This window comes from Micromonospora sp. NPDC005172 (genome assembly GCF_040608555.1).
Taxonomy (GTDB): Bacteria; Actinomycetota; Actinomycetes; order Mycobacteriales; family Micromonosporaceae; genus Micromonospora.
Genome location: NZ_JBEXIL010000049.1, coordinates 1 through 26,456 on the forward strand (window position 1 = coordinate 1; position 26,456 = coordinate 26,456).

27 protein-coding genes are annotated in these 26,456 nt (G+C 69.9%); 19 read left to right on the forward strand and 8 right to left on the reverse strand.

What is annotated here, in order from left to right:
• Positions 1–505: 505 nt before the first annotated feature.
• Complete coding sequence (locus ABZV06_RS25990; RefSeq protein WP_355237483.1) at positions 506–1,969, reverse strand: SDR family oxidoreductase; 1,464 nt, start codon at positions 1,967–1,969, stop codon at positions 506–508.
• A gap of 144 nt (positions 1,970–2,113) precedes the next feature.
• On the opposite strand from ABZV06_RS25990, the gene glyA reads away from it, so the two are divergent.
• The 13 genes from glyA (at position 2,114) to ABZV06_RS26055 (ending at position 13,109) form a co-directional block, all read left to right on the forward strand.
• Positions 2,114–3,403: a serine hydroxymethyltransferase gene (gene glyA, locus ABZV06_RS25995; RefSeq protein ID WP_355624775.1), complete on the forward strand. Its 1,290-nt coding sequence runs from the start codon at positions 2,114–2,116 to the stop codon at positions 3,401–3,403.
• Positions 3,396–3,818, forward strand: a complete 423-nt coding sequence (locus ABZV06_RS26000) for a hypothetical protein (protein WP_355624777.1) — start codon at positions 3,396–3,398, stop codon at positions 3,816–3,818. The genes glyA and ABZV06_RS26000 overlap by 8 nt, the downstream gene beginning before the upstream one ends.
• Before the next feature lie 191 nt (positions 3,819–4,009).
• Positions 4,010–4,246 (forward strand): hypothetical protein, encoded by a 237-nt coding sequence (locus ABZV06_RS26005; RefSeq protein WP_355052858.1) that lies wholly within the window; start codon positions 4,010–4,012, stop codon positions 4,244–4,246.
• An 11-nt stretch (positions 4,247–4,257) separates the two neighbouring features.
• Positions 4,258–5,055 (forward strand): F0F1 ATP synthase subunit A, encoded by a 798-nt coding sequence (atpB, locus tag ABZV06_RS26010; RefSeq protein WP_355237491.1) that lies wholly within the window; start codon positions 4,258–4,260, stop codon positions 5,053–5,055.
• Positions 5,056–5,120: 65 nt separating this feature from the next.
• Positions 5,121–5,354, forward strand: coding sequence for an ATP synthase F0 subunit C (locus ABZV06_RS26015; RefSeq protein ID WP_091405890.1), 234 nt, complete (start codon positions 5,121–5,123; stop codon positions 5,352–5,354).
• Between the two features lie 32 nt (positions 5,355–5,386).
• A complete protein-coding gene (locus ABZV06_RS26020) occupies positions 5,387–5,926 on the forward strand; it encodes a F0F1 ATP synthase subunit B (protein WP_355237653.1) in 540 nt (179 codons plus the stop codon).
• Positions 5,926–6,747 carry a F0F1 ATP synthase subunit delta gene (locus tag ABZV06_RS26025; protein ID WP_355237495.1) on the forward strand — a complete coding sequence of 274 codons (822 nt, stop codon included), beginning with the start codon at positions 5,926–5,928 and terminating at the stop codon, positions 6,745–6,747. The genes ABZV06_RS26020 and ABZV06_RS26025 overlap by 1 nt, the downstream gene beginning before the upstream one ends.
• 116 nt (positions 6,748–6,863) lie before the next feature.
• The gene (gene atpA / locus ABZV06_RS26030) at positions 6,864–8,516 is read left to right on the forward strand and encodes a F0F1 ATP synthase subunit alpha (RefSeq protein ID WP_355624779.1); all 1,653 of its coding nucleotides are present in this window, start codon (positions 6,864–6,866) and stop codon (positions 8,514–8,516) included.
• A 4-nt stretch (positions 8,517–8,520) separates the two neighbouring features.
• Positions 8,521–9,450 (forward strand): F0F1 ATP synthase subunit gamma, encoded by a 930-nt coding sequence (locus tag ABZV06_RS26035; RefSeq protein WP_355237501.1) that lies wholly within the window; start codon positions 8,521–8,523, stop codon positions 9,448–9,450.
• Entirely contained in the window at positions 9,450–10,904 is a 1,455-nt protein-coding gene (gene atpD / locus ABZV06_RS26040) for a F0F1 ATP synthase subunit beta (protein ID WP_355237503.1), read from the forward strand. Before ABZV06_RS26035 ends, atpD begins: the two co-directional genes overlap by 1 nt.
• 222 nt (positions 10,905–11,126) lie before the next feature.
• Entirely contained in the window at positions 11,127–12,269 is a 1,143-nt protein-coding gene (locus ABZV06_RS26045) for an LCP family protein (protein WP_355237506.1), read from the forward strand.
• 89 nt (positions 12,270–12,358) lie between these two features.
• Positions 12,359–12,640 carry a F0F1 ATP synthase subunit epsilon gene (locus tag ABZV06_RS26050; RefSeq protein ID WP_355237508.1) on the forward strand — a complete coding sequence of 94 codons (282 nt, stop codon included), beginning with the start codon at positions 12,359–12,361 and terminating at the stop codon, positions 12,638–12,640.
• A 13-nt stretch (positions 12,641–12,653) separates the two neighbouring features.
• Positions 12,654–13,109, forward strand: a complete 456-nt coding sequence (locus ABZV06_RS26055) for a DUF2550 domain-containing protein (RefSeq protein WP_355237511.1) — start codon at positions 12,654–12,656, stop codon at positions 13,107–13,109.
• Positions 13,110–13,514: 405 nt separating this feature from the next.
• Here the strand turns inward: ABZV06_RS26055 and ABZV06_RS26060 are convergent, their stop codons facing one another.
• Positions 13,515–14,087 (reverse strand): cob(I)yrinic acid a,c-diamide adenosyltransferase, encoded by a 573-nt coding sequence (locus tag ABZV06_RS26060; protein ID WP_355624781.1) that lies wholly within the window; start codon positions 14,085–14,087, stop codon positions 13,515–13,517.
• Between ABZV06_RS26060 and murA the strand changes: the two genes are divergently transcribed.
• Both murA and ABZV06_RS26070 read left to right on the forward strand, forming a co-directional pair.
• A complete protein-coding gene (gene murA / locus ABZV06_RS26065) occupies positions 14,086–15,528 on the forward strand; it encodes a UDP-N-acetylglucosamine 1-carboxyvinyltransferase (RefSeq protein ID WP_355237516.1) in 1,443 nt (480 codons plus the stop codon). The genes ABZV06_RS26060 and murA overlap by 2 nt on opposite strands.
• Positions 15,529–15,627: 99 nt before the next feature.
• Positions 15,628–16,476 (forward strand): 3-hydroxyacyl-CoA dehydrogenase family protein, encoded by an 849-nt coding sequence (locus tag ABZV06_RS26070; RefSeq protein WP_355624783.1) that lies wholly within the window; start codon positions 15,628–15,630, stop codon positions 16,474–16,476.
• 44 nt (positions 16,477–16,520) lie between these two features.
• Here ABZV06_RS26070 and ABZV06_RS26075 read toward each other — a convergent pair whose 3' ends face one another.
• Complete coding sequence (locus ABZV06_RS26075; RefSeq protein WP_355237522.1) at positions 16,521–17,366, reverse strand: ABC transporter permease; 846 nt, start codon at positions 17,364–17,366, stop codon at positions 16,521–16,523.
• Positions 17,363–18,214, reverse strand: a complete 852-nt coding sequence (locus ABZV06_RS26080) for an ABC transporter ATP-binding protein (RefSeq protein ID WP_355624785.1) — start codon at positions 18,212–18,214, stop codon at positions 17,363–17,365. Before ABZV06_RS26080 ends, ABZV06_RS26075 begins: the two co-directional genes overlap by 4 nt.
• A gap of 151 nt (positions 18,215–18,365) precedes the next feature.
• Here ABZV06_RS26080 and ABZV06_RS26085 point away from each other — a divergent pair, with 151 nt between their 5' ends.
• On the forward strand, positions 18,366–20,366 hold the full coding sequence (locus ABZV06_RS26085; protein WP_355624787.1) for a protein meaA: 2,001 nt from the start codon (positions 18,366–18,368) through the stop codon (positions 20,364–20,366).
• A 17-nt stretch (positions 20,367–20,383) separates the two neighbouring features.
• Here ABZV06_RS26085 and ABZV06_RS26090 read toward each other — a convergent pair whose 3' ends face one another.
• A complete protein-coding gene (locus ABZV06_RS26090) occupies positions 20,384–20,680 on the reverse strand; it encodes a DUF1540 domain-containing protein (RefSeq protein WP_355063537.1) in 297 nt (98 codons plus the stop codon).
• Between the two features lie 799 nt (positions 20,681–21,479).
• Here ABZV06_RS26090 and ABZV06_RS26095 point away from each other — a divergent pair.
• The gene (locus ABZV06_RS26095; RefSeq protein ID WP_355624789.1) at positions 21,480–22,046 is read left to right on the forward strand and encodes a hypothetical protein; all 567 of its coding nucleotides are present in this window, start codon (positions 21,480–21,482) and stop codon (positions 22,044–22,046) included.
• Between the two features lie 92 nt (positions 22,047–22,138).
• Here ABZV06_RS26095 and ABZV06_RS26100 read toward each other — a convergent pair whose 3' ends face one another.
• Positions 22,139–22,756, reverse strand: a complete 618-nt coding sequence (locus tag ABZV06_RS26100; RefSeq protein ID WP_355237535.1) for a DUF4126 domain-containing protein — start codon at positions 22,754–22,756, stop codon at positions 22,139–22,141.
• Between the two features lie 71 nt (positions 22,757–22,827).
• Between ABZV06_RS26100 and nucS the strand changes: the two genes are divergently transcribed.
• A complete protein-coding gene (gene nucS / locus ABZV06_RS26105; protein ID WP_039908963.1) occupies positions 22,828–23,487 on the forward strand; it encodes an endonuclease NucS in 660 nt (219 codons plus the stop codon).
• A 6-nt stretch (positions 23,488–23,493) separates the two neighbouring features.
• On the opposite strand, the gene ABZV06_RS26110 is transcribed toward nucS, so the two are convergent.
• A complete protein-coding gene (locus ABZV06_RS26110) occupies positions 23,494–24,153 on the reverse strand; it encodes a methyltransferase domain-containing protein (protein WP_355237538.1) in 660 nt (219 codons plus the stop codon).
• 79 nt (positions 24,154–24,232) lie between these two features.
• Positions 24,233–25,729 (reverse strand): aldehyde dehydrogenase family protein, encoded by a 1,497-nt coding sequence (locus ABZV06_RS26115; protein WP_355237541.1) that lies wholly within the window; start codon positions 25,727–25,729, stop codon positions 24,233–24,235.
• A 258-nt stretch (positions 25,730–25,987) separates the two neighbouring features.
• Between ABZV06_RS26115 and ABZV06_RS26120 the strand changes: the two genes are divergently transcribed.
• Positions 25,988–26,404, forward strand: a complete 417-nt coding sequence (locus ABZV06_RS26120) for an FHA domain-containing protein (RefSeq protein WP_355237544.1) — start codon at positions 25,988–25,990, stop codon at positions 26,402–26,404.
• The last annotated feature ends 52 nt before the right edge of the window (positions 26,405–26,456 follow it).

Sequence of the window (26,456 nt, forward strand, 5' to 3'; positions counted from 1 at the left end):
CACTACACCCCCCCACCCACCCACTTACCCTACACCACCCCCTTCAGCTCTCCCCCGCCCCCGCCCCCCGCCCCCGCCCCGCCCGTCCCTGCCCGCGCCCCCGTTCCCGTCGCGCCCGCCCCGCCCGTCCCCGCGCCCCCGTTCCCGTCGCGCCGATCTTGCAGTTTCTGCGGGGATTTAGGGTGCCTAGGCCGCAAATCGGCAACACAAAGTGCAAGATCGCGTGAGGCGGGGGTTCAGCTCCGGGATGTGCGGGCTCTCGCCGCCGCTGCCGCCCCGCCCCGCCCCGCCCCGGGCCCCGCCCCGCCCCGGGCTCGGGCCCGCCCCGGGCTCGGCGATCTTGCACTTTCTGTGGCGACTTAGGACACCAAACGGGCAAAACGGCAACAGAATGTGCAAGATCGGCGTGGGCGTGGGCGTGGGCATGGCGTGGCGTGGGCGCTGGCAAGGGGTGCGCTTGGGCGAGCGGGTGGGCGTGGGTGTGGGGCGTGGGGCGTGGGGGTGGTTAGGGGGTTTGTTCGGCGTTGCGGGCTATGTTGCGGGCCATCCCGCCGAAGATCACCGCGTGGAACGGCGTCACCGAACCCCAGTAGGCGTGCCCGGCCAGACCGCGGGGGAGGAAGACGGCGCGTTGCTGGTAGCGGCTGTGGCCGTCCTCGGTCGGGAGCGCCCGCATCTCCAGCCAGGCGCGGCCGGGTAGCCGCATCTCCGCGCGCAGCCGTAACAACTCGCCGGGGATGATCTCCTCCACCCGCCAGAAGTCCAGCGCCTCGCCGACCTGGAGGCGGTGCGGGTCGCGCCGGCCCCGTCGTAGCCCCACACCGCCGACCAGCCGGTCCAACCAGCCGCGTACCGACCAGGCGAGGGGGAACGAGTACCAGCCGTGCTCGCCGCCGACTCCCTCGATGACGCGCCAGAGCGCGGTCGGCGATGCGTCCACCGCCCGTTCCCGCACGTCGGTGTAGACGGTGCCGCCGGACCAGTCCGGGTCGCTGGGCAGTGGCTCGGCGGGCGCGTCCGGGCCGCTGGCGGTCGACCAGCGTGTCTCCACCTGCGCGTCGCGTACCTTGGCCAGCGCCAACGCCACCGCCTCGTCGAAGCCGGTGAGGCCGTCCGGCGGGTCGGGCACGTACCGGGCGATGTCGTGTTCGTGGGCGACGGCCTCGTGGATCAGGCTCTCCACCAGCGGGCGGGCGATCTTGTTCGGCACCGGGGTGATGAGGCCGACCCAGTGCGACGAGAGCGACGGTGTGAGGGGCCGGACCGGCAGGATGATCCGCCGCCGCAGGCCGGCCACCCGCGCGTAGCGCTGCATCATCTCGCGGAAGGTCAGCACGTCCGGGCCGCCGATGTCGAAACCGCGGTTGACCTCGGGGGGCAGCGTGGTGCAGCCGACCAGGTAGCGCAGCACGTCGCGGACCGCGATCGGCTGGATCCGGTTGCGGACCCACCGTGGCGTGACCATGGCGGGCAGCCGCTCGGTCAGGTAGCGCAGCATCTCGAACGACGCCGAGCCGGAGCCGATGATCACCGCGGCGCGGAGCACCGCCGTGGGCACCCCGCTGGACAGCAGGATCCGGCCCACCTCGGCCCGGGACCGCAGGTGCGGCGAGGGGACCTCGGCGTCGGCTGCCGGCTCCGGACCACCGAGGTAGACGATCCGGCGTACGCCTGCCGCGCGGGCCGCCGCCGCGAAGTTCGTCGCCGCCGTGCGGTCGGCCGCCTCGAAGTCCTTCCGGCCGAGCGAGTGCACCAGGAAGTACGCGACGTCCACGTCGGCGAAGGCTGCGGCCAGTGTCTCGGGCCGGCTCAGGTCACCCTCGACGATCTCGGCCGCCGCCGCCCAGGGCACGTCGCGCAGGCGTACGGCCTTGCGGGCCAGGCAACGCACGGTGTGCCCGTCGGCGAGCAGCAACGGCGTCAGCCGCCCGCCGATGTATCCGGTGGCTCCGGTGACGAGGCATCTCACGGCTTCCAGTGTGCGGCTCCCGAGGGCCTGTTGCACAAGAACTGGCCGGCCTGCGGCGGGCCCGGACGACGCCTTGCCGGATCGCCGCCCGGACTCCACCTCGGCTCGGCCGCCCTTGTGCAACAGGCCCTAGACTCGTTCGCTGTGGAGACCGAGACGAGCACCTTCTGGGGGCCGGATTTCGCCCAGCTCAGGGCCACCGATCCGGAGATCGCCGGGGTGGTCCTCGGCGAGTTGGACCGGTTGCGGGGTGGCCTGCAACTGATCGCGAGCGAGAACCTGACCTCGCCGGCGGTGCTGGCCGCGCTCGGCTCGACGCTCACCAACAAGTACGCCGAGGGCTACCCGGGCCGGCGCTACTACGGCGGCTGTGCCGAGGTGGACCGGGCCGAGGAGATCGCGATCGCCCGTGCGAAGGAGTTGTTCGGGGCCGAGCACGCCAACCTCCAGCCGCACTCCGGGGCGAGCGCCAACCTGGCCGCGTACGCGGCTCTGGTGCAGCCGGGGGATACGGTGCTGGCGATGGACCTGCCGCACGGTGGGCACCTGACCCACGGCAGCAGGGTGAACTTCTCCGGCAAGTGGTTCCACCCGGTCGGTTACCCGGTCCGCCCGGACACCGAGCTGATCGACTACGACGAGGTCCGCGACCTGGCCCGTGCGCACCGGCCCAAGCTGATCATCTGCGGGGCCACCGCGTACCCCCGGTTGATCGACTTCGCGCGGTTCCGGGAGATCGCCGACGAGGTCGGCGCGTACCTGATGGTGGACGCGGCCCACTTCATCGGCCTGGTGGCCGGCCGGGCCATCCCGTCCCCGGTGCCGTACGCCGACGTCGTCTGCGCCACCACCCACAAGGTGCTGCGCGGCCCGCGCGGAGGCATGATCCTGTGCCGCGAGTCGTTGGCCCAGCGGATCGACAAGGCCGTCTTCCCGTTCACCCAGGGCGGCCCGCTGATGCACGCGGTCGCGGCCAAGGCGGTCGCGCTGCGCGAGGCGGCGCAGCCGGAGTTCCAGACGTACGCCCGGCAGGTGGTCAGCAACGCGCAGGCGCTCGCCGCCGGGCTGGCCGACGAGGGGATGCGCCCGGTGTCCGGTGGAACCGACACCCACCTCGCGCTGATCGACCTGCGGGAGCTGGGGGTGACGGGCGCGGAGGCGGAGGCACGCTGCGACGCCGCCTCGATCACGCTCAACAAGAACGCCATCCCGTACGACCCGCAGCCGCCTCTGGTGGCCTCGGGTATCCGGGTCGGTACGCCGAGCGTCACCACTCAGGGCATGCGCGAGGGTGAGCTGCGGCAGGTGGCCGCCCTGATCGCGCGGGCGGTGCGCACGAACCCGGGTGAGCCGGGTGGCCTCGACGCGCTGACCACGATCGGCGCCGAGGTGGCCGAACTGGTCGCGGCCTTCCCGGCGTACCCCCGTGGCTGAGCCCGGGGTGGTCGAGCCCGCCGCCGACCGGCGGTGGCGGTTGCGGCACCTGCCGGTGCTGTTGGCCGCGTCGGCGGCGCTGGCGGTGGTCGCGGCCGTGGTCGGCGGGGTGACCGGTGGCGCGTCGGCCGCGCTCGGCGCGGCGGCCGGGGTGGGCGTGACGGTGTTCAGCTACACGCTCACGACAGTGGTGCTGGCGCGGGCCGACCAGGTCAACCCGCAGTTGCTGCTGCCGCTCGGTGTGGGGCTCTACGTGCTGAAGTTCACCCTGTTGGGTGTCGTCCTGGTGGCGGTGGCGTCGACCGGTTGGGCGGGGTTGATCCCGCTCTGCCTCGGCATCGTCGCCGGGGTGGCAGTGTGGACGGCGGCGCACCTCTGGTGGCTGACCACGGTGCACGCCCGCCGCTCCGGCTGACCTGGTCACCGACTCGGGGTGTCCCACCTATCGGACGCGCGGCAATGTGTCGGCCTCCGGTCATTTTCCGACGGGCGGAAGGGGAGTAGCGTGCCCACAGACGACGGCGCCCACGAGAAGCCCACACAACGACGGTTGTGCGGGGGGTGAGGCACAGCCTCGTCTTCCCGGCTGATATCGTTCGCCCCGTCATGGCTGATGACCAAACCCCCCGTCCCGCCGGTCAACCGGACGACTATCCGTCCGGGGCCGGTCAGGGTTGGACCGCGCTGAGCTACCTCATCGGAGGCATGCTCGTGTGGGGTTTCATCGGCTGGCTGGTCGACCAGTGGCTCGATACCGGTGGCGTCGCCACCGGGATCGGCTTCGTGCTCGGCATGGCTGGGGGAGTCATCCTGGTCATCCGCCGACTCGGCACGCCTACTTAGGAAGGGACGCGGTGTTCGGACAGGCGAACGTCCTGGCAGCGGGCCAGGCAGAATTCCCACCTAGCAAGGAGGACTTCTACCTGCCCAGCATCCTGCCCTGGGGTGCGGAGAACTCTTACTGGTTCACCAAGTTCACGCTGATGATCTGGATCGCGGTCGGTGTCCTGATCATTTTCTTCCTGGCGACCTACCGCAACCCGAAGCTGGTGCCGACCAAGAAGCAGTGGTTCGCCGAGTCGATCTACGGCTTCGTGCGGAACAACATCGCGGTCGACATGATCGGGCACCAGGGCGTGCGGTTCGCTCCGTACTTCACCACGCTCTTCTGTTTCGTGCTGCTGACGAACGCGTTCGCGATCATCCCGGTCTTCCAGATCTCGCCGAACTCGCACATCGCCTTCCCGGCGATCCTCGCGGTGATCAGCTACGTGCTGTTCAACTACATCGGCATCCGGCACCACGGCTTCGCCAAGTACTTCAAGCACGCCCTGATCCCGCCGGCGCCCTGGTACATCCTGCCGCTGCTGATCCCGATCGAGGCGTTCTCGACCTTCATCATCCGGCCGTTCTCACTGGCCGTTCGTCTCTTCGCGAACATGTTCGCCGGCCACATGCTCCTGCTGGTCTTCACGCTCGGCGGCTTCGCGATGCTCAGCGCCAACGCCTGGTTGGCGCCGGTGTCGGTGGTCTCCTGGGTGATGACCGTGGCGCTGACCCTTCTCGAAGCGCTGGTCATCGTCCTGCAGGCCTACGTCTTCACGGTGCTGAGCGCCAGCTACATCCAGGGCGCGCTCGCCGAAGAGCACTGATCCACGCACCAACCGTTGTCGTCCCGCGTGAGAGTCACGCGTGATAACCAGGAGGAACCACACCAATGGACGCTAGCGTTCTCGCCGAGGTCACCGGTAGCACCGCTGCCATCGGCTACGGTCTCGCCGCCATCGGCCCGGGCATCGGCGTTGGCCTGGTCTTCGCCGCCTACATCCAGTCGACCGCCCGGCAGCCCGAGTCGTCGCGCATGACCCTGCCGTACGTCTGGATCGGCTTCGCCGTCATCGAGGCGCTCGCGCTGTTCGGCATCGCCTTCGGCTTCATCTGGGCCGGCTGATTCCGCCCCTTCCGACCGGGAGGTCACCCATGTTGTTCCTCCTCGCCGCCGAGGGTGGTGAGTCGGGCCACAACCCGATCATTCCGATCTGGCAAGAGATCGTGGTCGGCACGATCGCCTTCGCCGTGCTCTGCTTCGTGCTGATGAAGTTCGTCTTCCCGCGCATGGAGCAGACGTTCCAGGCTCGGGTCGACGCGATCGAGGGCGGCATCAAGCGCGCCGAGGCCGCGCAGGCCGAGGCGAACCAGCTGCTCGAGCAGTACCGTGCCCAGCTCGCCGAGGCTCGGACCGACGCCGCCAAGATCCGTGACGACGCGCGGGCCGACGCCGAGGGCATCCGTCAGGACATCCTCGCCAAGGCGCGGGAGGAGTCCGACCGGGTCATCCAGGCGGGCAAGGACGCGCTCGCCGCCGAGCGGGCCACCATCGTGCGCGAGCTGCGCGCGGAGGTCGGCACCATCGCGGTGGACCTGGCCAGCAAGATCGTCGGCGAGTCGCTGACCGACGAGGCGCGGCGCAAGGGCACTGTCGACCGGTTCCTGAGCGGTCTCGAGAGCACGGGGGCCCGCTGATGCAGGCCGCCAGCCGGGAGTCGTACAAGATCGCGGCCGAGCGCCTCGACGCGTACGTCCGCGGCGCGGAGCCGTCGGCGGTGGCCTCCACCGCCGACGCCGTCCTCTCCGTGGCGACCCTGCTGCGGCGTGAGCCGCGGCTGCGCCGGGCGCTCTCCGAGCCGGCCCGTTCCGGCGAGGACCGCGGGGCGCTGCTCGGCGACATGCTGGGCGGGCGGATCGGCGCGGACGCGCTCGACCTGCTCGTGACGCTGGTCTCCGGCCGGTGGTCGGCACCGTCGGAACTGCTCGACGGCACCGAGCGCCTCGGCGTGGAGGCGCTGCTGGCCAGCGCCGACTCCGCCGGTGAGCTGGGCGAGGTCGAGGACGAACTGTTCCGCTTCGGCCAGGTCGTGGGTGGTCAGCCGGCGCTGAGCAACGCGCTGGCCGACCCGGTCGCCCCGGTCGAGCAGCGGGCCACCCTGGCCCGCGAGCTGCTCGCCGACAAGGCCCGTCCGGTCACCGTCCGCCTCGTCGAGGCGGCGCTCGGCGGTTTCGGGGGACGCTCCTTCAGTGGGGCGCTCACCCGGCTGGTCGAGCTGGCCGCCGACCGGCGTGACCGGCAGGTGGCGTACGTGACCGTCGCGGCCCCGTTGAGTGACGAGGACGAGCGTCGACTGGGTGCGAGCCTCACCGCGATATACGGTCGAGAGGTGTCCGTCAAGCAGACGGTCGACCCCGCCGTTCTCGGTGGAGTGAGCGTCCGGGTCGGTTCCGACCTGTACGACGGCACCATCCTGCGCCGCCTCAACGAGACCCGCAACGCGCTCGCGAAGCGCTGAACGGCTCACCGCCCAGCAACCGGGCGGTTCCGCCGCCCAGCGCCTGGATTGACAGACGCCATTCGGACCGGTTGGTACTAGGTATCCCGGGCCCCTGAATTTTAAGGAAGCAGAGGATGGCCGAGCTGACCATCTCGACGGAGGAGATCCGCGGCGCCCTGGAGCGCTACGTCTCCTCCTACTCGTCCGACGTCTCCCGCGAGGAGGTCGGCACCGTCGCCGACACCGGCGACGGCATCGCCCACGTCGAGGGCCTGCCCTCGACCAAGACCAACGAGCTCCTGGAGTTCGAGGACGGCACGCTCGGCGTGGCGCTGAACCTCGACGTGCGGGAGATCGGCGTCGTCGTCCTCGGTGACTCCGCCAAGCTGGAGGAGGGGCAGCGCGTCAAGCGCACCGACCGGGTGCTCTCGGTTCCGGTCGGCGACGCCTTCCTCGGTCGCGTGGTCAACGCGCTCGGCCAGCCGATCGACGGTCTCGGCGACATCGCCGACGAGGGTTACCGCGAGCTGGAGCTGCAGGCTCCGAACGTGATGGCCCGGCAGTCGGTGTTCGAGCCGCTGCAGACCGGCATCAAGGCGATCGACGCGATGACCCCGATCGGTCGGGGCCAGCGGCAGCTGATCATCGGTGACCGCAAGACCGGCAAGACCACTGTCGCGCTGGACGCCATCCTCAACCAGCGGGACAACTGGCGCACCGGCGACCCGAAGAAGCAGGTCCGCTGCATCTACGTCGCCATCGGCCAGAAGGCCTCCACCATCGCCTCGATCAAGGGGCAGCTGGAGGAGGCGGGCGCGCTGGAGTACACGACCATCGTGGCCTCGCCGGCGTCCGACCCGGCCGGCTTCAAGTACCTCGCCCCGTACACCGGCTCGTCCATCGGCCAGCACTGGATGTACGGCGGCAAGCACGTCCTGATCGTCTTCGACGACCTGAGCAAGCAGGCCGAGGCGTACCGGGCCGTGTCGCTGCTGCTGCGTCGCCCGCCGGGCCGTGAGGCGTACCCGGGTGACGTCTTCTACCTGCACTCCCGCCTGCTGGAGCGCTGCGCGAAGCTCTCCGACGAGCTGGGTGGCGGCTCGATGACCGGTCTGCCGATCATCGAGACGAAGGCCAACGACATCTCGGCCTTCATCCCGACCAACGTCATCTCGATCACCGACGGCCAGATCTTCCTGGAGACCGACCTGTTCAACCAGGGCGTTCGTCCGGCGATCAACGTCGGCACCTCGGTCTCCCGAGTCGGTGGCGCCGCGCAGGTGAAGCCGATGAAGAAGGTCTCCGGTTCGCTGCGGCTCAACCTGGCCCAGTACCGCGAGCTGGAGGCGTTCGCCGCCTTCGCCTCCGACCTGGACCGCGCCTCGCAGAACCAGCTGAACCGTGGTTCGCGTCTGGTGGAGCTGCTCAAGCAGTCGAACTACTCGCCGTTCCCGGTGCAGGAAGAGGTCGTCTCGGTCTGGTCCGGCGTCGAGGGCAAGCTCGACGACATCCCGGTCGGCGAGGTGCGGCGCTTCGAGTCGGAGTTCCTCCAGTACCTGCGGCACAAGCACGAGGGTGTCCTCGCGTCGATCGCCGACAACCAGTGGAACGACGACATCACCGGCTCCCTGGACACCGCGATCGCGGAGTTCAAGCAGGTCTTCCTGAACAAGGAGGACGAGCGCAAGGTCAACGACGCGCCGGCCGCTCCGCTCGAGGGCGACGAGAACCGCGAGACGGTGACGCGCTTCCGCGACGGCGCGACCGACCGCCCGGCCGAGAGCTGATCCGATGGCGGCCCAGGTACGCGTTCTTCGTCAACGAATCCGCTCGGCGAAGTCGATGAAGAAGATCACCAAGGCGATGGAGCTCGTGGCGACGAGCCGGATCGCCAAGGCCCAGGCGCGGGTGCAGGCGTCCCTGCCGTACGCCCAGGCCATCACCGGTGTGCTCACGGCGCTGGCGTCCAACGCGCGGATCGACCACCCGCTGCTCACCCCGCGCGAGCGGGTGCGGCGGGCGGGCGTCCTGTTGGTCACCAGCGACCGTGGCCTGGCCGGCGGTTACAGCTCCAACGCGATCAGGATGGCCGAGTCGCTGATCGCGCGGCTCAAGGCGGACGGCAAGGAGCCGGTGCTCTACGTCATCGGGCGTAAGGGCGTCGGGTTCTACCGGTTCCGTGACCGGCCGATCGAGGCGAACTGGACCGGGTTCAGCGAGCAGCCGTCGTTCGAGGACGCCCGCGCCGTGGGTGAGACGCTGATCAAGGCGTTCACGGCCGGTGCGGACGACGTCGACGGTGCCGCCGGCGCGGACGGGGTGCTCGGCGTCGACGAGTTGCACATCGTCTACACCGAGTTCCACTCACTGATGACGCAGAACCCGGTCACCAAGGTCATCGGTCCGATGCAGGTGGAGGACCGGCCGCGCTCCGAGGGGCTGCTGCCGGCGTACGAGTTCGAGCCGGAGGCGGAGGCGCTGCTCGACGCGCTCCTGCCGAGGTACATCAACACGCGGATCTACGCGGCGTTGCTCGAGTCGGCGGCGAGTGAGTCGGCGGCACGGCGGCGGGCGATGAAGAGCGCCACCGACAACGCCGAAGAGATGATCGAGAAGTACACGCGTGAGATGAACTCGGCCCGTCAGGCCGGGATCACCCAGGAGATCAGCGAGATCGTCGGCGGCGCCAACGCGCTCGCCGCGTCGGGAAGTGAAGTGTGATGACTGTATCGACTGCGGCTGGCGGACCAGCCGAGACCAAGACGGCCACGGGTCGCGTGGTCCGGGTCATCGGCCCGGTCGTCGACGCCGAGTTCCCGCGCGACGCCATGCCGGCCCTGTTCAACGCCCTGAACGTCACCGTGAACCTGTCCGGCGGTGAGAAGACGCTGACTTTGGAGGTCGCCCAGCACCTGGGTGACAACCTGGTCCGCGCGATCTCGATGCAGCCGACGGACGGTCTGGTTCGCGGCGCGGAGGTTCGTGACCGCGGCGAGCCGATCACCGTTCCGGTGGGCGACGCGGTCAAGGGCCACGTGTTCAACGCGATCGGCGAGGTGCTCAACCTCAAGGAGGGCGAGACCCTCACCCCGGACGACCGCTGGGGTATCCACCGCAAGGCCCCGGCCTTCGCGGACCTGGAGCCGAAGACCGAGATGCTGGAGACCGGCATCAAGGTGATCGACCTGCTCGCCCCGTACGTCAAGGGCGGCAAGATCGGCCTGTTCGGCGGCGCGGGCGTGGGCAAGACGGTGCTCATCCAGGAGATGATCACCCGGGTTGCCCGTAACTTCGGTGGTACCTCGGTCTTCGCCGGCGTGGGTGAGCGCACCCGCGAGGGCAACGACCTGATCGCCGAGATGACCGAGTCCGGCGTCATCGACAAGACCGCGCTGGTCTACGGCCAGATGGACGAGCCGCCGGGCACGCGTCTGCGGGTCGCGCTCTCCGCGCTCACCATGGCGGAGTACTTCCGCGACGTGAAGAAGCAGGAGGTGCTGCTCTTCATCGACAACATCTTCCGCTTCACGCAGGCCGGTTCGGAGGTCTCCACCCTGCTCGGCCGTATGCCGAGCGCCGTGGGTTACCAGCCGACCCTGGCCGACGAGATGGGCGAGCTCCAGGAGCGGATCACCTCCGTCCGGGGCCAGGCCATCACCTCGATGCAGGCGATCTACGTGCCGGCGGACGACTACACCGACCCCGCCCCGGCCACCACGTTCGCCCACCTCGACGCGACCACCAACCTGGAGCGGTCGATCTCCGACAAGGGCATCTACCCGGCCGTGGACCCGCTGGCGTCCTCGTCCCGGATCCTCGCCCCGGAGTTCGTCGGCGCCGAGCACTTCCAGGTGGCCACCGAGGTCAAGCGGATCCTGCAGCGATACAAGGACCTGCAGGACATCATCGCCATCCTCGGTATCGAGGAGCTCTCCGAGGAAGACAAGATCACCGTGGCCCGAGCCCGGCGGATCGAGCGCTTCCTCTCGCAGAACACCTACGCGGCGGAGCAGTTCACCGGCGTGCCGGGCTCGACGGTCCCGATCAAGGAGACCATCGAGGCGTTCCGCAAGATCAGCGAGGGTGAGTACGATCACTTCCCCGAGCAGGCGTTCTTCATGTGCGGCGGTCTCGAGGACCTGGAAGCCAAGGCTGAGGAGCTGATGAAGGCCTGACAGCCCTCGTCGTACCCGTACCGCAAAAGACTGCCCCGGCAATGTCGGGGCAGTCTTTTGTTCATCTTCACGTCTTACCATCGTCGCGGTCCGTTACTCGTGGTCGTCGCTCGACCGGTACGCGAGATACGGTCGGTCCGCGCGTTCACGTGAACGGCGCTGACTTCTGCAACCTTTCGACGACGTGCGCCCGTCTCCACTACGTGGGCGTAGCGAACGGAGATGAGCGTGGGTAAGGCCGGCAAGCGTGGCCGCAAGTCGTCCATCTGGCGGGGTGTGCCGCGCTGGGCCAAGCTCTGCACCGTCTTCGGCCTCGTGCTGACCGTGCTCAGCGGTGGGGCGCTCGTCGGCAGCGAGGTGCTGATGGCCCGCTACGAGGGTGCCGTCGGCAAGGCCGACCTCTTCGGTGACCAGGCGGCGGGCGCCAAGGAGAAGAAGAGCGACATCAAGGGCCCGCTCAACCTCCTGCTGGTCGGCATCGACCCGCGTACGCCGACGGCCGCGCCGCTGGCCGACTCGATCATGGTGCTGCACGTTCCGGCGTCGATGGACCGGGCCTACCTCTTCTCGTTGCCGCGCGACCTCTACGTCGACATCCCGGCGTTCAAGAAGGCCAACTTCGGCGGCGAGACGACGAAGATCAACGCTGCGATGTCGTTCGGCAGCCGGGTGCCGGGCGGCAACCCGGACGCGGCGCGCGGCTTCGAGCTGCTGGCCACCACCGTGCAGAACGCCACCGGCATCAAGCGCTTCGACGCGGGCGCGATCATCAACTTCACCGGCTTCCAGAAGATCGTCGACGCGATGGGCGGCGTCGACATGTACGTCGAGCGGGACGTGAAGTCCGAGCACAAGCAGCCGGACGGCAAGCCCCGGCCCGGCAACACGCGCGGCGAGGGCTACGTCGGCCCGCAGGCGATCTACAAGAAGGGCACCCACCACCTCAGCGGGTGGCAGGCCCTGGACTACGTCCGGCAGCGCTACCCGAAGAACGGTGTTCCGGACGCGGACTACGGCCGGCAGCGCCACCAGCAGCAGTTCGTGAAGGCGATGGTCGGCCAGGCGTTCAGCGCCGACGTCGTGGCCAATCCGATCAAGCTCGACAAGGTGCTCCGCGCCGCCGGCCAATCGCTGATCTTCAACGGTCGGGGCAACAGTGTGGTCGACTTCGGGCTCGCCCTGAAGAACATCCGCCCGAACACCATTCAGATGATCAAGCTGCCGGGCGGACCGGTCTTCGAGGGCAAGACCTACAAGGGTGAGCAGTTCCAGGCAGGCGTCCCGGAGTTCTTCACCGCCCTGCACAATGAACAACTGGACCCGTTCCTGCTGGAGCACCCGGAATTCCAGAACAAGAGCAAGTAGGCGTGGCGCAGCTCTCGCCACCCGCGTTGGGGGCGGTTCGGCGGCACGACTAGACTTTTGGCAATCCGTAGCCGCAGCAAGGAGACAGCGTGGCACAGCAGCTTCACGTCGAGCTCGTCGCCGTCGAGGAGAAGGTCTGGTCAGGTGAGGCCGAGATGGTCGTCGCCCGGACCACCGAGGGCGAGCTGGGTGTCCTGCCGGGTCACGCGCCGCTGCTCGGCCAGCTCGCCGAGCCCGGCCAGGTTCGCATCAAGCTGGCCGGCGGCGAGCAGGTCGCGTACGAGGTAGCCGGCGGCTTCCTCTCGGTGAGCGCCGAGGGCGTCACCGTGCTGGCCGAGAGCGCTACCCCGGTTTCCGCGCAGAGCCGCTGAGCCACAACCGCGGATGCAGATCGTCGAAGGGATCGGGATCGGCGTCGCCGTCATCCTCGTCGCGCTTCTCGTGCTCTTCGTCCGGCGGGCCGTCGTCACCCGCAGCGGTGGCATCATCCGGCTCAGCGTTCGGGTGACCACCGTACTCGACGGGCGTGGTTGGTCACCGGGGTTCGGCCGGTTCGCCGGTGAAGAACTGCGCTGGTACCGGATGTTCAGTTTCGCACTCCGTCCCAAGCGGGTCCTGTCCCGCAAGGATCTCGCGGTCGAGCGCCGGCGGTTGCCCGAAGGGCAGGAACGGCTCTCCATGCCGGCCGACTGGGTGATCCTCCGCTGTACGAGTCACCACGCACCGGTGGAGATCGCCATGGCGCGATCGACCGTCACCGGCTTCCTCTCCTGGCTCGAGGCCGCCCCTCCGGGGGCGGTCTCGCCGCGTCTGGCCTCCCAGGACTGGCCGGCTGCCTGAACTGCTCTGTCGTTGCTCCTGAGCTTTCCGTGGGCGCTGTTCGGTGTTTCCGGGGCAGCCCGCCCGGCTCCGGGCGGTCAGGCTTGATCCTTGCGCCGGGCGGGCTGCCCCGGAAACCCGTCCGCGGCGCTGTGCGTCGGTCCGGTCCGGTTTTTGATCACCTGCCGTTACCGGTTTCGGTGAGTCCTCGCCTCCTCGGCGGCCGGGGTTTCGCTTGGTCCCGCCTCTTCGGTGGCCGCGGGGGTTGATCGACTCGGCTTTCTTGACGTCGGGGTGTTCCCGTGGCGGGGATGCCCCGACTTCGTTGGACCGGAGTCGATCAACGCGCTGGTCGGGTCCAGGTGGCAGCTCCGCCGACGCGTGAGTGCGGCTGGAGCGGGAACTACCCCTGCACGGTGCCCATCATCAGCGCTTGCCGCCCGGCACCCATAGCACATCGCCCGCCGGATTTGCCGTTCTTGACAGGATAAAGAGCAGATCGGAGAGCCGGTTGAGATACTTTGCCGGGAGCGGGCTGGTCCGGTCCGGATCGTGGCTGACCAACGCCCATGCTGCCCGCTCGGCTCGTCGGGCGATGGTCCGCGCCACGTGCAGCAGCGCCGCGCCCGCGGTGCCGCCCGGGAGGATGAAGGAGTCGAGCTTGCTCAGGCGCGCGTTGTACTCGTCGCACCAGCCCTCCAGGCGCTCGACGTACTTCTCGGTGACCCGCAGCGGCGGGTACTTCGGCTCCGGCTCGACCGGCGTGGACAGGTCGGCGCCGACGTCGAACAGGTCGTTCTGCACCGACGCCAGGACGACTCGCAGCTCGTCGTCGAGCTGGCCCAGGGCGAGCGCGACACCGATCGCCGCGTTGCACTCGTCGACATCCGCGTACGCGGCGATCCGTGGATCGGTCTTCGGGACCTGTTCGTTGTTGCTCAGCCTGGTCATGCCGGCGTCGCCGGCCTTGGTGTAGATGCGCGTGAGGTGGACGGCCATGACGCACAGCCTACGGATACCCGACCTGACGATCCCCGCGCGACCGGACGCGACAGCCGGCTGGCCGGCGGTGGTGGGCCCGGGCGACGCCGGTGATACGGCGGTCAACGACGTCGACGTCATCCGCGTCTGCGGTGCGGCCCGCCTGGCCGGCACCGTGCACGTGGTCGGCGCGAAGAACTCGGCGCTGAAGCTGATGGCCGCCGCGCTGCTCGCCCCCGGCCGCAGCGTGATCACCAACGTTCCCCGGATCACCGACATCGCGATCATGGGGGAGGTGCTGCGGCGGCTGGGCTGTGACGTCCGGTTCGACGCGGACGACCCCGTCGACCCGATGGTGGCCCGGGGCGGGGTCGCGCGCTCCCGTTCGGTGACCATCGACGTACCCGAGCAGCCGGGCGCGGAGGCCGACTACGACCTGGTCCGGCGGCTGCGCGCGTCGATCTGCGTGCTGGGCCCGCTGCTGGCCCGCCGGGGTTATGTGCGGGTCGCCCACCCGGGCGGCGACGCGATCGGCTCGCGCGGCCTGGACATGCACATCTCCGGGTTGACCCGGATGGGCGCGGAGATCTCCGGCGAGCACGGCTTCGTCATCGCCGAGGCCCCGCACGGGCTGCGCGGCGCGGACATCGTGCTGGACTTCCCCAGTGTGGGCGCGACCGAGAACCTGGTGATGGCGGCGGTCCTGGCGCAGGGCACCACGATGATCGACAACGCGGCCCGGGAGCCCGAGATCGTCGACATCTGCACGATGCTCAACCAGATGGGCGCGCGGATCTCCGGCGCCGGCACGTCCACCCTCCGGATCACCGGCGTGCCCGGCCTGCGCCCGGTGCGGCACGCCACCGTCGGGGACCGGATCGTCGCCGGCACCTGGGCGTTCGGCGCCGCGATGACCCGCGGCGACGTGACGGTGACCGGGCTGGACCCGGCCTACCTGGAGGTCGCGCTGGACAAGGTCGTCGCGGCCGGCGGCCTGGTCGAGACGCGCGGTGACGGCTTCCGGGTACGCATGGACGACCGCCCCCGCGCGGTGGACGTGGTGACTCTGCCGTACCCCGGGTTCGCCACCGACCTGCTGCCGATGGCGATCGGGCTGGCCGCGGTCAGCGACGGCGCGTCCCTGATCACGGAGAACATCTTCGACGGCCGGTTCATGTTCGCCAACGAGATGATGCGGCTGGGCGCGGACATCAAGACCGATGGGCACCACGCGGTGGTCCGGGGGCGGGAGCGGCTGTCCGGAGCGCCGGTTCGGGCCACCGACATCCGCGCCGGCGCCGGGCTGATCATCGCCGCGCTCTGCGCGGACGGGCCCACCGAGGTCTCGCACGTGCACCACGTCGACCGGGGGTACCCGGATTTCGTGGCCGACCTGCGTGCGCTCGGGGTTGCGGTGGAGCGGGGGACCGCGCCCGAGGAGCCGTCGCTGGAGATCTGACCACCGACTTAGCCATCGTTCAGGCTCGCGGGCTAGGGTCTGTTTCACACAGACCCCTAGGGTGCAGGCAGGCACTCAATCGCAGCGAGGGAGAAGCAGATGGCGGGTCGACTCGCGGTCGTCGGGGCCGGGCTGATGGGCTCCGGCATCGCCCAGGTGGCGGCGCAGGCGGGCTGGCAGGTGACGCTGCGCGACCTGGACGACGCGGCCACCACCCGAGGGCTCGGCGGTATCCGGAAGTCGCTGGAGAAGTTCGCCGAGAAGGGCAGGATCGAGGCGTCCGACGTCGAGGCGACGCTTGCCCGGATCACCCCCACCACCGACCTGGAGGCCGCGGCCGACGCGGACATCGTGGTCGAGGCGGTCTTCGAGCGGCTGGAGATCAAGCACGAGGTGTTCCGGGCTCTGGACAGGATCTGCAAGGCCGACGCGGTGCTCGCCACCAACACGTCGGCCATTCCGGTCACCCAGATCGCCGCGGTCACCGAGCGGCCCGAGGCCGTCGTCGGCACGCACTTCTTCTCGCCGGTGCCGATGATGCAGCTCTGCGAGTTGGTGCGCGGCTACAAGACGAGCGACGCCACCCTCGACACCGCGCGGGCCTTCGCCGAGGAGATCGGCAAGACGGTCGTCGTGGTCAACCGGGACATCGCCGGTTTCGTGACCACCCGACTGATCTCCGCGCTGGTGATGGAGGCGGTCAAGCTCGTCGAGTCCGGCGTGGTGTCGGCCGAGGACCTGGACACGGCCTGCCGGTTGGGCTTCGGGCACGCCATGGGTCCGCTGGCCACCACCGACCTGACCGGGGTGGACGTGCTGCTGCACGCCTCGAAGAACATCTACACCGACACGGCCGACGAGAAGTTCTTTCCGCCGGAGCTGCTCCAGCGCATGGTCACCGCGGGTGACCTGGGCCGCAAGACCGGCAAGGGCTTCTACACGTACTGAGTGGGTGACGACCGGGGCGGCGCTGCCCGCCCCGGTCGGTCCGCTCACCCGTCGCGCTTGGTGGTCCAGCGGAAGGTGGTCAGGCAGAGCACCAGGCCGATCACGCACCACAGAGCCAGCACCAGCGCCACCCGCCCCAGCTCGAACGAGCCGCCCGGTTCCTGCGCCCCGAAGCTCTCCGGCAGGAAGACCGCCCGTAGCCCCTGACACATCCACTTCAGCGGGAACAACGCAGCCACCTGCTGCATCCAGGTGGGCAGGTCGGTGAAGACGAAGAACACCCCGGAGATGAACTGGAGCACCAGGGCCACCGGGGTGACCACGGCCGAGCCACTGCGGGCGGTGCGAGCCAGCGACGAGATGGCGATGCCGCACAGGGTGCACGCGGTCACCCCGAGCACGGAGACCCAGCCGAAGGTGAACCACTTCCCGGCGCTGCCGGGCAGGTCGAGGTCGAACAGCGCCACCGCGACGGCCAGCAGCAGCACGGTCTCGGCGATCCCGATGGCCACCACCATGATCACCTTGCCGGCGAACCAGACCCACTTCGGCATCGGCGTGCCCCGGTAGCGCTTGAGCACACCCCGATCCCGCTCGATCGGGATCCAGATGCCCAGGTTCTGGAAGCTCACTGTCATCAGACCGGTCGCGATCATGCCGGTGATGAAGTACTGGGTGAACCTCACCCCGCCCCCGATCGTCCCGTCGAAGATCGACGCGAAGATGAGGATCATGATGATGGGGAAGCCCATCGTGAAGACCACGGACTCCCGGCTGCGCAGGAACTGCGTGATCTCCAGCCGGCCCTGGCGTAGGGCGAGGGAGCCGGCGCGAGGTGGGCGGCCGCGGCCGGCGGTGATCGGTGTGGCCGGCTTCGTCGTGGTCGTCATCGCGCTTGTCCGATCATGGTGAGGTAGACGTCCTCCAGGGTCGGCCGGGTCACGGTGAGCCCGGGGACCTCGCCGCCGTAGCGCGCGGCCAGGTCGGCCACGAAGGCCGTCGGCGTCGCGCTCTGCGCGCTCTCCCGAACCCCTTCCGGGGTACGCCAGGAGACCGTCGCCAGGGACTCCTGGCGGTTGCCGAGCCGGTTCGGTGCGGCCACCTCGACCAGCCGGCCGCCGGCGATCACGCCCACCCGGTCGGCGAGCGTCTCCGCCTCGTCCAGATAGTGCGTGGTGAGCAGGATCGTGGTGCCGGCGGCGGCGAGGTCGCGGATCAGCTCCCAGAACTCGCGGCGTGCCTCCGGGTCGAAGCCGGTGGTCGGCTCGTCGAGGAAGAGCAGTTCGGGGCGGCCGATGATGCCCAGCGCCACGTCGAGGCGGCGCTTCTGGCCGCCGGAGAGGGTGTGCGTACGGGCCTTCGCCTTCGCGGCGAGCCCGACCCGCTCGATCACCTTGGCGGGGTCGTCGGCGTCGGGATAGAAGCCGGAGAAGTGCCGGACCACCTCGGCCACGGTCAGCTCGTCGAACTCGCCGGTGCCCTGCAACACGAAGCCGACACGGGAGCGCCAGCCGGCGTCGGGTCGGGCCGGGTCCGCGCCGAGCACGGCCACCTCGCCGGCGTCCCGGTGCCGGTAGCCCTCCAGGATCTCCACGGTGGTGGTCTTGCCCGCGCCGTTCGGGCCGAGCAACGCGAACACCTCGCCCCGGTGGACGTCGAGGTCCACGCCCGCCACCGCCACGTTGTCGCCGTACGCCTTGCGCAGCCCCCGGACGGAGATGGCCAGCTCGTCATCCATGACGTCCAGTGTGCGTCCTGGTGGCGATCGGCGGGTGCCCGGGGTATGGCGGTCCGGGCCACCGCGCGCGCTTCGCACCCGGGCGTCCTCGACATGGACCTGTGCGGTTTTCCACAACCTCTTCTACTGAACGGTAACTTAGACTCCGGCCATGGATGAGACGCCCAGCCGGTTGCCCGAGCGGGATCGCCCGTGGGTGATGCGCACGTACGCCGGCCACTCGTCGGCCGCCGCCACGAACGCGCTCTTCCGCCGCAACCTCGCCAAGGGTCAGACCGGTCTGTCGGTCGCTTTCGACCTGCCCACCCAGACCGGGTACGACCCCGACCACGAGCTGGCCGCCGGTGAGGTCGGCCGGGTCGGCGTGCCGGTGGCCCACCTGGGGGACATGCGGGCGCTCTTCGACGGCATCCCGCTCGCCGAGATGAACACCTCGATGACCATCAACGCCCCGGCGATGTGGCTGCTCTCCCTCTACGGGACCGTGGCGATGGAGCAGGGGTGGACCGTCGACAGGCTCTCCGGCACCACCCAGAACGACATCATCAAGGAGTACCTGTCCCGGGGGACGTACATCTTCCCGCCGGCGGCCTCGCTGCGGCTGACCGCGGACGTCATCGCCCACACGCTGACGGCGATGCCGAAGTGGAACCCCGTCAACATCTGCTCGTACCACCTCCAGGAGGCCGGCGCGACGCCCGTGCAGGAGGTCGGCTTCGCGCTCGCCACCGCCGTCGCCGTCCTCGACGCGGTCCGCGACTCCGGCCAGGTGCCCGCCGAACGGATGGGCGACGTCGTGCAGCGCGTCTCGTTCTTCGTCAACGCGGGCGTGCGCTTCGTCGAGGAGATCGCCAAGATGCGCGCGTTCGGCGTGCTCTGGGAGGAGATCACCCGGGACCGGTACGGCGTGACCAACTCCCGGCAGCGGCGGTTCCGCTACGGCGTACAGGTCAACTCACTCGGCCTCACCGAGGCGCAGCCGGAGAACAACATCCAGCGCATCGTGCTGGAGATGCTCGGCGTGACGATGTCCCGGGACGCCCGGGCCCGTGCGGTGCAGCTACCCGCCTGGAACGAGGCGCTCGGCCTGCCCCGCCCCTGGGACCAGCAGTGGTCGCTACGGATGCAGCAGGTTTTGGCGTACGAGTCGGACCTGCTCGAATACCCCGACCTGTTCGCCGGCTCGCACGTGATGACCGCGCTCGTCGACGAGATCGTCACCGGGGCACGGGCAGAGCTGGACGCCGTGTTGGAGCTGGGCGGCGTGGTGGCCGCCGTGGAGACCGGCTACCTCAAGAGCGCGCTGGTCGCCTCGCTGGCCGAACGCCGTCGCCGGATCGAGACCGGCGTCGACGTGGTGATCGGCGTCAACCGGTACGCCGAGACCGAGGCCTCTCCGCTGACCGCCACCGGTGCGCAGGCCGTCGAGCAGGTCGATCCCGCGGTCGAGGCGGCCGCCGTGGAGGGCGTACGCCGGTGGCGGGCCGACCGGGACGCGGCAGTGGTCGACGCGGCGCTGGCCCGGCTCCGCGCGGACGCCGCGACCACCACCAACCTGATGCCGGCGACCGTCGAGTGTGTGCGGGCCGGGGTGACCACCGGCGAGTGGGCCGGCGCGCTGCGCGAGGTCTTCGGGGAGTACCGGGCGCCGACCGGCCTGGCCGGCGCCACCGGCAGCGGCGGTGAGCCGGGCCTCGTGGCTGTCCGCGAGCGGGTCGCGGCCACCGCGCGGGAACTGGGCACCGGCCGGCTGCGGCTGCTCGTCGGCAAACCCGGCCTGGACGGGCACTCCAACGGTGCCGAGCAGATCGCGGTACGCGCCCGCGACGCCGGCTTCGAGGTCGTCTACCAGGGCATTCGGCTGACCGCCGGACAGATCGTGGCCGCCGCCGTGGAGGAGGACGTGGACCTGGTCGGGCTGTCCGTGCTGTCCGGCTCGCACCTGGCGGCCGTACCCGCGGTGCTCGACGGGTTGCGCACCGCCGGCCGGGCGGACCTGCCGGTGGTGGTGGGCGGCATCATCCCCGCCGGTGACGCCGACACCCTGCTCGCCGCCGGGGTGGCCCGGGTCTTCACGCCGAAGGACTTCGCCCTCACCGGGATCATCGACGACCTGGTGACGGTCATCCGGCAGGCCAACGACCTGCCCTGACCGGGTCCGTCGAAGGGTCAGCGGCCGGCGTAGGTCATGCAGTCGGCCATGTCGTTGTCCGGGCCGACCTTGATGGACGACGCGTGGCACTCCAACTGCTCGTTGTGTCGGCAGTCGGAACGCTGGCAGGCACCCACCTGCGCGGTCAGGCCGTCCACCCCGCCCCGGACGGGTGACTCGACGAAGGTGTGGCAGTGCGCGTGGTCCATGCTGCCGATGGTGATCGCAAACGCGTGACAGTCACCGCCCTGGTTGTACGCGCACGCCGCGACGACACATTCCTGGACTCGGGGCATCTCCATTGCAGTGGTCATGCGACCTCCTCTAGGCTCCTGCCCCGATATTAGGCATTTGCCAGCCTGCGCTTACCCCGATACGCCCGTCTGGCCGTCAGCCTTACCGGCCATGTCGGCATGATCGACACGAGGTCGCCGATATCGCGGTGTCATCCGGCCCCGGATACCCCGACTTCGGCGATGTCGAGCCGATCATCGCTCGGTTGCGCCCGCCCGATCGCGCCGGCCGACGGTATGTCCGGCTGTGGGGGTCTTCACGGGGTGACCGGATGTGCCTTGGTGGGCGGGAAGGTCGTTGGCGCGCCGGGGCGTCGTGGCCCCCCGACGATCGCAGGAGCGCAGGTCATCGCCCCGCCGTCCGTCAGGTCGGGCGCCATCACCGCGCGTCCTTTGCTCTGCTTCAACCGAGGAGACACCCGGTGTCCGATTATCGGACGGTAGGTGTTTCCTGGGTTGAAGCAGAGCAAAGGCGGGTCACCGCCCCCGGCCCCCGGGCCCCGGGAATGGCCCCGAACCGCCGCTCGTTACGCGCTGACCCGCCGCGGCGAGCACCCCTGATCACAGGGCCGCCGCCTTCGGGAATGACCCCGGACCGCAGGTCGTTACACACGGTCCCGGCGCGGCGAGCCCCGATCCCCCGCGGATCCTCAGCCCCCGGGAATGGCCCCGGCCGGCAGGTCGTTACACACGGACCGGCCGCCGCAGGCCGCCCCCCAGACTTTGCAAGCGCCCGGACGAGGTGCTGACACCCCGCGTCACCAATCCCCCCGAACGGGTGGTGTGTGGGTGTTTCCTACCCCCGAAGGAGCAACCCCCCATGAACACGATCTTCCGCAAGAGCATGCTGTCCGTTGCTGGTCTCGCGTTCGCCGGTGGCGTCTTCGCCGGCCCGATCGCCGCCCACGCCGCCACCCCGGCCGTGGACGCCAGACCCGCCGCCGTGGCCGTGCACACCGCCGCGCCCAAGCCGCAGGGCGACCAGTCGCACATCACCCTCAACGATGAGCAGACCGCCAACGTCAAGGCGATCATCGCGGCCACGAAGAAGGCCGGCCTGCCCGAGCGGGCCGCGGTCATCTCCATCGCCACGAGCCTGCAGGAGTCCAAGCTGGAGAACCTGGGCCACCTGGGTGACGCCAACGACCACGACTCCCTGGGCCTGTTCCAGCAGCGCCCCACCAGCGGTTGGGGCACGCCGGAGCAGATCACCAACCCGGAGTACTCCACCACGGCGTTCCTCAAGGGCCTGCGCCAGGTTGACGGTTGGCAGGACATGCCGCTGACCGACGCCGCGCAGACCGTACAGGTCTCCGCCTACCCGGACGCGTACGCGCAGTGGGAGCAGCAGGCCACCGACCTGGTTGGCCAGCACTGGAACAGCTGAGAACCACCGATGGCCGGCACCCCACACGGGGTGCCGGCCATCGTCGTACCCGCACATCTTGGAGGTGCGAGCGCTACCGCCGCAGCCCGAGGTCAGACGCGGAAGCCAGCGGCGCGGGCCGCCTGGCGTTCCCGCCGGCGTTCGGAGCGTCGACGCAGGAACCAGTAGACGAAGCCGACCAGCCCCACCAGGAAGGCGAGTACCAGCACCGGCAGGATGACCGCGACCAGGGACATGACCACGCTCGTCGCGTCCTCGGCGGTGCTGGCCACCGGTGCGCCGAACCCGGCGGTGGTCGCGTTGATGACTGGCCGCGCGGCGGACTTCAGCAGATGTACGCCGAAGGCGAGCAGGACCCCCGTGGCCACGGGCACCCACTGGTGCGAGGTGAAGAAGCTCCCCGGGTCGCTGACCGTCACGGTCTCCGACGACGAGCCCGCACCGAAGGCGAGGCCGCCGGCGGTGGGCCGGACGACGGTCTGCACCACGTCGTTGACGTGGTCGACGACGGGCACCTTGTCCGCCACCATCTCGACGGCGAGAAGTACGGCCAGGATGACGATGACCCAGCCGTTGCCGAGCCAGGTCCAGCCACTGGGCAGGTCGATCAGGTTGGTGTAGCGGCCGAGTAGGCCGAGGACGAGCAGGGGTATGTAGGCGTTCAGACCCGCCGAGGCGGCGAGACCGGTACCGGTGAGGACTTCGAACACGGTCTCAGCATCGCACCGACGCGCCAGTGCCGCTCGGTGGCGCTCGCGGGCCCCTCGGCTACCCTCGTCGGGTGCGGTTGGTCATTGCGAAGTGCTCGGTGGACTATGTCGGACGGCTCTCGGCTCACCTGCCGCCGGCCACCCGGCTGTTGATGGTGAAGGCGGACGGGTCGGTGTCGATTCACGCCGACGACCGTGCGTACAAGCCGCTGAACTGGATGAGCCCGCCCTGTCGGCTGGAGGAGGCCCCCGGCGTGTGGCGGGTGGTCAACAAGGCCGGCGAGGAGCTGCGGATCACCCTGGAGGAGGTCTTCCAGGACACCTCGTACGAGCTGGGCGTTGATCCCGGCCTGCGCAAGGACGGGGTGGAGGCGCATCTCCAGGAGCTGCTGGCGGCCAACCCGGGTGTGCTGGGCGAGGGGTACACGTTGGTGCGCCGCGAGTACATGACGGCGATCGGTCCGGTCGACCTGCTGTGCAGGGACGCGAACTCCGGTGCCGTCGCCGTCGAGATCAAGCGGCGCGGCGAGATCGACGGGGTGGAGCAGCTGACCCGCTACCTGGAACTGATGAACCGCGACCCGCTGCTCAGCCCGGTCACCGGGGTGTTCGCCGCGCAGGAGATCAAGCCGCAGGCCCGGGTGCTCGCTGCCGACCGGGGCATCCGGTGCGTGGTCGTCAACTACGACCGGCTGCGCGGGATCGAGAAGGACGAGCTGACCCTCTTCTGAGCCGGCTCACGCCCCGGTCCGGACGGCGATCAGCGACTTCGGCAGGCCGACCACCCGCTCGACGAGCATCGCCGAGTCGGGGAAGTAGTGGCGCATCTGCGAACGGTCCAGCAGTTCGGTCCAGAGCACCTGGTGGATGGCTGCCTCGTGGCTGCGGGTGGGTTTGTGCCCGAGGGGCCAACGGCGGGCGAGCGCGGTGCGCATCCGGATCGGCAGGAACTGCATCCCCGGTGCGATCCAGTGCGGCTCGATGGGGAAGTACCGGTAGGGCGTCTGCACCCAGTGCCGATCAGCCAGCGCGCGGGCCGCGGCGGCGAACCGCAGCCGGCGTTCGTGGCCACCGACGTGCTCCAGCACGGAGTTGGAAAAGACCAGGTCGTAGGTGCCCTTGGTGACGTGGGCTGGCAGGTCGCAGGCGTCGGCCTGTTCGACGTGGGCCCACTCGGGTACGGCGGCGGGCGGCGGTTCCAGGTTGACCACGGTGACCCGGGCCGGCCGTACGGTAGCGCGGTGCCAGGTGCCCAGCCGGCCACCGAGGTCGACGACGTGCATGTCGCCGATGTCGGGGAAGGTGCGCGCCAGCCATTCCGAACGACGACGCCGCTGCCGAGCGCTCCACGACTGGTCACTGTCGACAAGGCGGTGGCGCAATCGATTGTGGCCCATTTAACGCAATGTACCGCCGTGCGTACGGCGTATAAACATGTGGATACACCGATCGGCTCGCAGATCGGCTATCCGACACTCATCTGCCGTACATCACCTTGATGGCCTTGACGAGGCGTGCCACGTCGCCAGGGGTGCGTTCGAAGGTCATCGACGGCAGCAGTGACCGCGCCCGACGTCGCGTGATGGCCTTGGCTCGGCCGAATTCGCGGAGACCGTCCTCGCCGTGGATCCGGCCGAAGCCGGAGTCGCCGACGCCGCCGAACGGCAACGTGGACATCCCGGCGAAGGTCAGGGTCGAATTGACCGAGGCCATGCCCGAGCGCATGCGCCGCGCGATGGCCACCGCACGCTGCCGGCCGAAGACCGAACCGCCCAGGCCGTACGACAGGGCGTTGGCGCGTGTCACGGCCTCGTCGGCGTCGCGGACCCGGCTGATGGTCACCGTCGGGCCGAAGGTCTCCTCGCGGACGGCGGCCGACTCCTCCGGTACGTCCACCAGCACGGTCGGGTGCACGTACGGTGGCTGCACCGCGTCCGGGCCGCCGAGCACGGCGCGACCGCCGGAGCCGACCGCGGCCTCGATGTGGCGGCGGATCACGTCGATCTGGCTGGGCATGGTGATCGGGCCGATGTCGGCGCCGTCCGGTCCGACGGTCAGCCGGCCGGCGCGGGCGACCACCTTGTCGACGAAGGCGTCGAAGACCGCGTCGACGGCGTAGACGCGTTCGATGCCGATGCAGGTCTGGCCGGCGTTGGTCATGGAGCCCCAGACGCAGGCCTCGGCGGCGGCGTCCAGGTCGGCGTCGCTGTCGACGATCATGGCGTCCTTGCCGCCGCCCTCGATCAGCACCGGCGTCAGCGTCTCGGCGCAGGCGGCCATCACCTTGCGAGCGGTCGCGGTGGAGCCGGTGAAGGCCACCTTGTCGACCCCGGAGCGGCACAGGGCCGCCCCGACGTCGCCGAGCCCGTGCACGGCGGTGAGAACCGGCTGCTCGGGCACCACCTCCGCGAATGTGTCCACCAGCCACTGGCCGACCACGGGTGTGTATTCGCTGGGCTTGAGCACGACGGCGTTGCCGGCGGCCAGGGCGTACGCGACAGAGCCGATCGGGGTGAGGACCGGGTAGTTCCACGGCCCGATCACACCCACCACGCCGTGCGGCTGGTATTCCAGATGCGCGGAGAACTCGGCGAGGACGAGCCGGGACCGCACCCGGCGGGGGCCGAGCACGCGGCTCGCGTTGCGGGCGGCCCAGTCGACGTGCTCGATCGCGCTGGCGATCTCGACGATGCCGTCCGGGATCGGCTTGCCGCCCTCGACGTGCATCAACTCGGCGAGCTGCTCCACGCGCTGGGCGAGCAGCGCGCGCCAGCGCAGCAGTCGCTGGCGACGGCCGGCGAAGCCCAGACCGGCCCACCACTCTCCGGCGGCGCGGGCACGCTCGACGGCCTGCCGTACGTCGGCGTCGGTGGCGGCCGGGAGACGACCGGCCTCGACGCCGGTGGCCGGACTGGTGGAGACCAGTTGGTCCGCCTCGATGAGGGGGGTGCCGGGGACATGCACAGCCGTCATGGGCGGAAGTCTAGACCCGAACATTACTCATCGGTAGGCCGCGATTTCGGGTAGCCGGGACGGGAGTCGCGCCCACCGGCCCGCTCGTTGATCAGTGCAGGTCAGGTGCCAGGTGGCAGGGGGCGGCCGTCCGAATCGTCGAACAGTGGGTGACCGGGAGGTGACGAGGAGCTGACCGGCCGGTCGGTATTGACGATTACCGTCTGATGGCAGGCTGACGCGCGGAGTAACGGTGTGGGGTGGAAGGGCTGACTGTCCATGGAGGAACATCCGGAACTGATGCCGTTGTTGACGGTCGCCGGTGGGCCGATGCGCGGAGCGAGCTTTCGTCTGCGGGCCGAGCCACTGGTGATCGGTCGTGCGCCGACCGGTCACGTGGTCATCAACGACCCGCATCTGAGCCGCCGGCACGCCGAGCTGTGGCTGGCGCCCGAGGGCGCGTCGCTGCGCGATCTGGGCTCGACCAACGGCACCTGGCTCAACGATCGCCGGATCACCGAGGTGGAACGCCTCTCCGACGGTGACGTGATCCGGCTCGGCCGCACCGAGCTGCGCCTGTTCGATCCGGGGGTCGCCCACACGGATCCGGTCGGGCTCAGCTTCGGGGTGTCCCGGCGCGACGTCCGACCGACGCTGCCGCTGCCACTGGCCACGCCACCCGGTGCCCGCCGCTGATCGCGCGCCCACCAGCCGTGGAGCTGGTCGCAGTCCACCGGCAGCGGCGCTG